Annotated in this window: 4 protein-coding genes; all 4 read right to left on the minus strand. The window is 68.1% G+C overall.

Annotation, left to right across the window (positions count from 1 at the left end):
- Window positions 1–23: 23 nt before the first annotated feature.
- Entirely contained in the window at window positions 24–2,279 is a 2,256-nt protein-coding gene (locus AB0C82_RS30020; RefSeq protein ID WP_362847941.1) for a serine/threonine-protein kinase, read from the minus strand.
- A gap of 27 nt (window positions 2,280–2,306) precedes the next feature.
- On the minus strand, window positions 2,307–3,188 hold the full coding sequence (locus AB0C82_RS30025; RefSeq protein WP_362847943.1) for an oxygenase MpaB family protein: 882 nt from the start codon (window positions 3,186–3,188) through the stop codon (window positions 2,307–2,309).
- A gap of 208 nt (window positions 3,189–3,396) precedes the next feature.
- Window positions 3,397–3,663, minus strand: a complete 267-nt coding sequence (locus AB0C82_RS30030; protein ID WP_362847946.1) for a hypothetical protein — start codon at window positions 3,661–3,663, stop codon at window positions 3,397–3,399.
- On the minus strand, window positions 3,660–9,048 hold a 5,389-nt coding region (locus AB0C82_RS30035), incomplete at its 5' end, for an RHS repeat-associated core domain-containing protein (RefSeq protein ID WP_362847949.1). The genes AB0C82_RS30030 and AB0C82_RS30035, both read right to left, overlap by 4 nt.

The following is a 9,048-nucleotide window of genomic DNA, read 5'->3' on the forward strand; positions in this document are numbered from 1 at the left end:
CCTGACCAGAGGGGGAGCGGCCGTCAGTGGGACGGTGTCCCCCGCTGCTGCCGCAGTGCGGCGACCTGACGGTACAGCTCGACGGCCTCGGTGCCCCGGCCCAGCTGCTCCAGGCAGTGCGCCTCGTCGTTGCGGCCGGCGAGCGCGTCGGGGTGATCGGCGCCGAGCACCCGCGTGCGGATCTCCGCGACCTGCCGGTAGACGGTGAGCGCTTCCGCCCAGCGGCCGAGCCAGCCGAGGCCGACGGCGATCTCCCGCCGGCTGACGAGCGTGTCCGGGTGGTCGGGGCCCAGGGTCCGCTCGCGGATGTCGCACACCTCGCGTGCCACGACGAGGGCCTCCTCCCAGCGGGCCATCCGTCCCAGGTTGACGCCGAGCCCGTGACGGGCCCGCAGGGTCTCGGCGTCGGCGGGTCCACTGACCCGGGTTCGGGCTTCGACGAGGGCGCGGTACAGCTCCAGCGCCTCCGCACTGCGCCCGAGCCGGCCCAGGCTGATGCCGACCTCGTAGCGGGCGGAGAGCGTCTCCGGATGGTCGGGGCCGAGCGACACGGCGCGGGCCTGCGCCACCTCGCCGTACATGCGCAGGGCCTCGTCCCAGCGGCCGAGGCGCCCGAGGGTGTACGCCACCTCGTACAGGGTGACGAGCGTGTCGGGGTGCGTGGCCCCGAGCAGCCGGCTCCGGGCGGCCGCCACCTCGTGTGCCATCCGGTAGGAGTCCTCCAGGCGCCCGAGCCTGCTCAGGTTGAACGCGAGGTTGTGGCGGCAGCGCAGGGTGTCCGGGTGATCGCGTCCCATGGTCCGCTCGCGGGAGCCGAGCACGGCGGCGTACACCTGGTGGGCTTCGAAGTGCCGCCCGAGCTGGCCGAGTACGTACGCCGTCTCCTGCCGGGCCGCGAGGGTCTCCGGGTGGTCGGGGCCGACGGTGCGTTCGCGGCCGTCGGCGACCCGGCCGAACTCCCGCAGGGCGTCGGCCGCCCGGCCGGTGCGGCTGAGGGTGAAGCCGACCTCGTAGCGGCTGGCGAGCGTGTCCGGGTGGTCGGGGCCCAGGGCGTGTTCGCGTTCGGCGGCGACCGCGCGGTGCACCTCGCCTGCCTCCTCCCAGTGACCGAGGCGGCCCAGGTTGAGGCCGGCACTGTGGCGGTTGGCGAGCGTGGAGAGCAGTTCGGGGGACGGCGTAGGCCGTTCGCCGCGGACGGCGGGGTAGGCGCTGGGCAGGACGCGCAGGTCGGTGCCGGTCGTCCACTCGCCGGTCAGGCCCGCCGAGTGGTCGGGCAGCGGGAAACCGGCCGCGACCGTGCCCGTCGCCTTGTGACCCGTCGTCATGTCGCGGGTCCAGGAGGGGAGCCTCGGCGGGCGGGAGCCGGAGGGGTGCTCGACGAGGACGGGGGGTGCCAGGCGGACGTGGCCGGACACCTGTGGCTGCTCGCCGGTCCGTCCGTGGAGGATGCGGCGGCGCAGGTCACCCGCGTCGGTGGGGCGTTCGCCCGGCGTCTTGGCCAGCAGGTCCAGGACGACCCGGTCGAAGAAACCGGGGAGCTCCGCCCGGTGGCTGCGCAGCGGCTCGGGCTGGGTGTCCCGGTGTCCCACGAGGACGGCCCAGGAGTCGTCCAGGTCGAACGGTGGGACGCCGGTGGCGATCTCGTACAGCACACAGCCCAGCGAGTAGAGGTCGCTGCGATGGTCGACGTCTCCCCCGCTGATCTGTTCGGGCGACATGTAGTGCGGGGTGCCCATGGCGATGCCGGTGCCGGTCAGGCGTGAGGTGAAGCCGATGTCGTGGCCGAGCCTCGCGATGCCGAAGTCGCAGATCTTCACCGTGCCGTCGGCGAGGCGCATGATGTTGGCGGGCTTGAGGTCCCGGTGGACGATGCCCTGCTGATGGGTGTAGCCGAGGGCGTCCGCGACCTGCTCGGCGATGTCGACGACGTCCGGCACGGGCAGCGGGTTCTGTTCGTTGTCCTCCAGGAGCTGGCTCAGGTTGCGGCCGTCGAGGAGCTCCATCACCAGGTAGAGGACGCCGTCGTGCTCGCCGAAGTCGTGGACGACGGTGACTCCGCGGTGCTGGAGCGCGGCGGCCACCCTGGCCTCGCGGCGGAAGCGTTCGCGCAGGATCCGAGTGAAGGACTGGTCGTGCTGGGGGCCCAGCGGCTTGAGGCATTTGACGGCCACCTGGCGGCCGAGCGATTCGTCGCGCGCCCGCCACACCTCGCCCATGCCCCCGCGCCCGATGACATCGAGCAGCCGGTACCGGCTCTGGATCAGCCTGGTCTCCGCCATCGTGTGCTGTCGCCCCCGTCGCTTCGCCTACGCCCTCCCCGGCCCGTCCAGTATGGCGGCCTGTCTGCGGAGTTTGTACGGTGCGGGGCGGCTGTCCGGGCCGAGCCGGGCCATGGCCTTCAGAATGTGCTGGGGCGGCAGTCGCCAGCGCAGCCGCGCGGGTACGCGGCGCAGCACGGCCCCGGTGGCCCGCAGACCTCGGTCGACCGTGTGCGGGGCGGGCGCGGGCCTGCCGTACAACGCGTGGGCGTACGGAGGCAGTGACTGGTAGGCGAGCGCTGCCACGCGCCGCCACAGCAGCACGCGAGCCGGGGTCAGCAGGGGATGCACCGGCGGGTTGCGGAGGAAGTCGTCGACCTCGGACGCCTCGGCTCCGGCGGCGAGTTCCGGCCCGACGCGTTCGAAGTAGGCGGCGAGCTGAGCGGTGGTGGCGGGGACCTCGGCGGGGTCGAGCCCGACGAGGCGGGCGCTCTCGCGCTGCTCGGAGACGTAACGGTCGGCCTGGGCGTCGGTCAGCGGGAACCCGGACCGGCGCTGCACCTGGACGTAGGAGTCGACTTCGGCGCAGTGCACCCACAGGAGCAGTCCGGGTTCGTCGACGCCGTAGACCTCCCCGGTGTCGGGGTCCGTCGCCTTGAGCAGGCGGTGGATCCTGCGGACCCGGGCGCCCGCCTTCTCGGCGGCCTCCGTGGTGCCGTAGGTGAGGGTGCCGACGAAGCTCGCGGTGCGAAGGAGCCGGCCCCAGGCGTCGCGGCGGAAGTCCGAGTTCTGGATGACTCCGCGTACGGCGCGGGGATGCAGTGCCTGGAGGTAGAGGGCGCGCACTCCGGCGATCCACATCATCGGGTCGCCGTGCATCTGCCAGGTGACCGATTCGGGGCCGAAGAGCCCCGGGTCCGCGTCCTTCATCGGCTCGCACCTTCCGCTCGGCGGATCGGCCATGGTACGGCGCTTCAAGCGTACCGGGGAGCCGGAATTCAGGCGTCCGGGCCTTTCGACACCTGTCCGTAGCGTTCCGGCACGGTCCGCCCCGGTCACCTGGGACGGAAGAAGGGCCGCCTCCCCGGTTTCCGGGGGACGGCCCTTCCTGGTGTCGCCGTAGCGACCTTCGGCTCGATTACCTCAGATGAAGTTTGAGCTGATGGTTGCGTTCCGTGTGCTCGACCACGACTCCGGTGACCGCGTCACCCACCTCGGGCCAGAGCACCGTGGAACCGTCGGCGCCCCCGTGATGCATTCCCGCTACATCCGCGAATGCCTCGGTCAGTTGCAGATTCTCCACCGAAATGAAGATTCCGAAGGGCGCGACCTGGTTGACGGTGCCGTCGACCGTGGATCCGTAGGGGAACTTCCGCTTGGCGGAGTCCCATTCGTCTTCTGTCACTTGTGCCACAGTCTCTCGTACGAGTTCAGCCGGCCGAACATTTCGGTCGGGACCGGCACCTCTACTTCGGGGCCGCCTTCGTACAACTTCTCGTAGCCCTTGAAGTAGCGATTGTAGTCGTCCTCGGGGATGCGGATCTCGATGATGCCGTCCCCGTAGTACCGCGCGTACTTCTCGTCCACGAGGCTGTACTTCCTTCCGAAGTACGCCGCACCCTTCTCCTTCGCCGAATCAGGGAAGTCCGCCGCATTGTATCCGTTGTCGTACTGGCCCTGCCCATACCCCTTCCAAGGTGCCTTGAAGAGGGAGATGTAGCCGTCCCTGTCGCCGTACTTCTCCTGCTTGGGCGCGGGCGGCGTCGTGGGCTTGGGTGCGGGCGGCGTCTTCTTCTTGGGCATGGCCCCCGGCGACGGCGCCATGGAGGGCTTCCGGCCGACCAGATCGGCCACCATGCTGGGAAGGGTGTACGTCCACTTGTCGGTGTTGTAGCCCTGGCTCGCGGCCCAGTTGTCGAACGTGGCGCCGTAGTCGCAGCCGGGCGCGCCGGCCCCGCCGTTCCAGCAGTCGCCGTCGACCATCCAGCCGGCGTACGACGCCGTGTCCGGAATGTTCGACACCAGTCCGTAGAAGACCTCACCGGTGCCCATGTAGATACCGCTGGCGGTGTCCGCGATGGCGTCCCCGGTGGCGGAGACCGCGCTCTCGCACCAGTCGATTCCGAAGCAGTGCCCGTCGAGCTCGACATTGCTGACCGGGTTGCCGCCCGAGAAGGCGTACCGGTTACCGGTGTACGGGTCGCTGCCCAGCCGCATGTCGGCAAGGGCACCGTTGTACATGTCCCGCGTGGTGAAGCGGTTCAGGCCCGGGTTGTAGTCCCTGAAGCCCATGTCGTACGTACCCGAAGCGGCGTCCCAGCGCTTGGAGTTGAAGCGGTAGGGGTTGTACGCCTCCTTGTCCGGCTGGGCCGCCTCGGGCTTGTCGATGCCGGTGAACTCGGCCTCGTCGTCCTTGCCGTAGGCGGTGTAGCCGTACGTCGCCTTGGTGTCACCCGTGCTGTCCGTGAGGATCTCGGCGTCGGTGTGGCTGTTGTAGCCGTAGACCCCGAGCTCCTCGGTGCCGTCGCTGCCGTGCTTGATCTGCGACAGGCGCTTGCCCCACGGGCTGTACTGGTAGGACTTGGTGATCTCACCCGCCACCCGCTCGTCGAGCACCTCGCCACCGGTACCGAGGTAGTTGTAGTCGGTGGTCTTGGTGCCCTCGGTCTTGGCCGTCTTGCGGTCCAGCGGGTCGAACCTGTACTTCGTCGTCTTCGACGAGCCGTCCGGCTGGAGCTTGGTGTGCTCCGTGACGTGGTCGAAGCCGTCGTAGGTGTTGTCCTCGACGGTCTTGCCGCCGGAGACGACATGGTCCAGCCGGCCGTAGGCGTCGTAGTTGTACGTCGCCGCGATCCCGCCGGAGGTGGCGGTGGTCAGCCGGTTGCGGTCGTAGTCGAAGGTCGTCGAGACGCCCTTCACCGTCTGGCTGATGACGTTGGCGTTGTTGTCGTGGACGTAGGTCTCGGTGCCGGCACCGCTACCCGTCTTGGTGACCTTCCCGATGCGGTCGGCCGGGTCGTAGACGAAGTCGCTGGTGCTGTCGAGGTACGCCGAGTGGTTGTCGGCGTTCATCTTCTTCGCGACGTCCTGCGCCTTGTTGCCGTTGGCGTCGTAGGTGTAGACGTGCGAGGCGACCAGCGCGCCGCCGGACTTCTTCTCCGTGGTGCTCTTGAGCGCCCCGTTGAGGAAGTAGGCGTAGTCGACCGTGTTCTTGTTGGCCTTGGTCTCCCGCAGCATCTTGCCGCGGTCGGTGTAGGTGTACTCGGTCAGTTCCGGCGTGGCGTCGGTCGGCGTCTCGCCGACCTTCACCGTCTTGACCAGCTCGCGCGGGTCGTACGTGAACTGGGAGTACTGGTCCGGATGCGTCACGCTGTCCGGCTGGCCGTTCGCGTCGTACACGTACGACGTGGTCTTCTTCGCCTCACCGGCCAGCGCCTCGGTGACCTTCTCGACCTGGTTGAGGCCGGTGTAGGTCATCGTGTACGCGTCGATCCCGGCACCCGCTGAGGTGTCGTTGATCGACGTGGTGTTGCCGTTGGCGTCGTAGGCGTAGGCGAAGGACTTGCGCTCCGCTCCCGCGGAGGGCGCGTCCGTACGGGTCTTCATGGACCCGTCCGGCCAGTAGCCGGTGGTCATCGTCCGCGAGGGCGTGCCACCCGCCCCGGTCAGGGTGCGCGTGGTCTGCCGGCCGCTGTTGTCGTACTCGTACGCGGTCCGGATGTCCCACGTGTCGGTCGACGTGCGGACCGAGCCGTTGTCGAAGTAGGTGTAGGAGGTCTCGATACGGGCCGACTCGCCCGACGACGGCGGCGCCGACACCTTGGTCACCCGGCCGACGGCGTCGAACACCGTCTGGGTGTAGACGTTCGGGCTGTTGAAGCGGGCGTCCGCGGGGTCGTACGGCTGGTACTCCTTGACCGCCCGGCCGAGCTTGTCGTACTCCGTGCGGAGGGTGAAGTCCTCGGTGTTGGAGGTGTTCACGCCGCGCGGGGTGATGACCTTGGTCCGGTTGCCGACCTGGTCGTACTCGAACTTGGTGCTGCGGACCGTGGTGCCTTCGTAGGGCTCCTTCTTCTCGACGGGCATGGCGCGCTCGTCGTAGAGGAGCTCGGTCTTGTTGCGCTCCTTGTCCGTGGCCGCGACAACCAGCGAGTCCTTGTCGTACACCGTGGTGGTGTACTTGCCCGCCGAGTCGGTTCCCTTGACGACCCGGTGGTTGAGGTCGTACGTGGACTTCGACGTGTAGTCGGTGGTGTCGGTGGTGGCGTTCTTCTTCGGGTCGACGACCGTCACCATGTTGCCGACGTTGTCGTACTCGTAGGAGAGCTTGTCGCCCTTGGCGTCCACCACGCTGGTGAGCTGGTAGGCGGCGTCGTAGTGGTTGGTGGTGACGAAGTCCGTGGCGTCGGTGGTGGTGGCTACGCCCTTCGGCTCGGTCGTCGTCCTGAGGTTGCCGACCTTGTCGTAGGTGTAGGCCGTCTTACGGCCGATGGTGTTGTTGTCGGGGCCCGTGGACGACGTGAGCTGGTCACCCGCGTCGTACACCGCGGTGGTGGGGACACCCGCCGGGTCGGTGGACCGGGTGACGTTGTCGTTGGCGTCGTAGTCGGGCGCCTGGGTGGTGATGTAGACCCCGGCCGCCTGGTCCTTCGGCACCTTGCTGACCATCGGCCGGCCGAAGGTGTCGTAGGTCTGCGTGGTGGTCTTCTGCAGGGCGTCGGTGACCGAGGTGACCTGGCCCCGCTCGTCGTAGACGAACTTCGTGGCGTGGCTCTCCGCGTCCGTGATCGTCTTCGGATACCCGCTGGGTTCGAAGTCCGCGTTCACGCTCGGGTTGCCGTTGGCGTCGACGGTCCTGGTCTGCTGGCCGAAGACGTCGTACTCGTACTTCGTGGTGTAGTCGCCCACCGTCGCGGTGGCGACACCCTTGGGGTCGGTGACCGCCGTCAGGTTACCGAAGGAGTCATAGCCGAAATTCCACTTGCGGCCCTCCGGAGACGTTTTGACGGTCAGGTCCGCCGAGTAGCCGTCCAGGCGGGTCGTGTAGGCGAATTTGGCCGCGCCGGGCAGGCTGCCCTCGTTGGCCGGGTCGCAGTAGTAGGTGGCGACCAGTTGCTGGGACGTCCAGCTCTTGGTCGTCTCGGCGTCCCACTCACGCAGCGGGTAGCCGGTCTTCTGGTCGTAGCAGAAGGCCGACTTCGCTCCGTTGGCCTCCTCGATGTACGTGACGCTGTTGTCCGCGTCCCAGTTCATCTTGGTGGTCTCGGACTTGGCGTTCGTGACCTGCACCTGACGGCCGAAGTCGTCGAGCACATAGTTGGTGGCGCGGCCTTCGGCGTCGGTGACCTTGGCGTCGATGAACTTCGAGTTCGAGGTGTTCGCCTGGTAGACGTACGTCGAGGCGTTGTTCAGCCGGTCGGTGACACTCTTGGTCCACCAGTGGAACTTCGGGTCGTCACCGGCCTGCGGTGTGTTGTAGGCCAGCGAGGTGCCGTTGCCTCGCGGGTCGACGACCCTGACCAGCTTGACGTTCTTGTTGCCCTGCGTGGCGTCGTAGGTGAACTTGAAGTTCTTCGGCTGGCTGGAGCCGACACCGTCGGTGAGCTGGCCGAGCAGGCCCTTGTCGGTGTAGTAGAAGGAGATCTTGCGGCCCGAGACGTCCGTCATGGACTTCACGTGGTCGTAGATCTTGGAGTTGGTCAGGTTCGAGCCGGTGACCTTCGCGCCCGAGTCGTTGATGTACTCGTAGGACGCGTCACCCTTCTTGTAGTACTCGACGGTGAGCGACTGACGGCCGGCCGGGTCCGTGATGTAGGTCAGGAACTTGGTCGGCTTGTTGTTGGACTTGCGCTCCTCGTACGTGTGGGTCTGCGTGTTGCCGTTGTTGTCGACGGTCGACGTCATGTAGCCGTCGCAGCCGAATACGAACCGGGTGCCGTCGGGGCGCGTCAGCGTCCATGCGTCGGGAACCGGGTCCTTCAGCGGGGTGCAGTCCAGTCCCGGCTTGGCCGCCAGCTTGTAGTGGACACCGGCCGGGGCCTTCCAGCTGCCGTCGGCCTGCTCACGGAAGACGTGGGTGGTGCCGTCGCCGTCGGGGAGCCTGATCTCGGTCGGGTGGGGCTTGGGGTGGAACTCCAGCGGTGCACCCATCCGGATGGGCCCGGCGGCCTGCCCCGACCAGCCCGCACCGAGAACGGTGTCGGATGTGTCGAGGGAGTTGTACGCGAACCGCGCGAAGGTCGTGAGCCCGCGACCGGGGTTGGTGAACGCGTTGTACGACCAGACGCTGTTACCGGCCGAGAGGTTGTTCATCACCGTCGAACCGGCACCGGTGTTCTTGCCGGTGTAGGAGTAGAACTTCTCCATCCCGAGGGTGTTGGAGGTGGGATCCTCGACCGCGACGTTCTGCACCAGGGCCGGAATGGCACCGGTACCGGCCGACAGCCAGGAGCCGTCGGATATCTTGCGGACGTCCCAGCCCAGGACGTAGTCGGTGCGCTTGTTGCCCGAGTCCGAGTTGATCGGGGTCTTCACCTGCGCCTGGAGGGCGGCGGACTCGCCGGGAGCAAGGGCCGGGACCGGCGTGGCGATCTGGTTGCCACCGTTGGTCACGTCCGTGCCGTCGGGCAGCTTCCAGGTGTAGGACAGCTCCCGCTCACCGGCCGCCCACGCCGAGGAGGTGGTGTTGGTGAGGTTGAAGTCGACCGTGTACGTGGTGTTCGGCGTCATCCGGGCCGGGGTCTGCGGCGCGAAGTACGTCGACGCGGTCGTGGAGTCGATGTACGTGACC

This window comes from Streptomyces sp. NPDC048560 (genome assembly GCF_040650955.1).
Classification (GTDB): domain Bacteria; phylum Actinomycetota; class Actinomycetes; order Streptomycetales; family Streptomycetaceae; genus Streptomyces.

Excerpts from the sequence above, each read along its gene's own strand:
- AB0C82_RS30020 (WP_362847941.1), bottom strand. The coding sequence starts at position 2,279 with ATGGCGGAGACCAGGCTGATCCAGAGCCGGTACCGGCTGCTCGATGTC.
- AB0C82_RS30025 (WP_362847943.1), bottom strand. The coding sequence starts at position 3,188 with ATGAAGGACGCGGACCCGGGGCTCTTCGGCCCCGAATCGGTCACCTGG.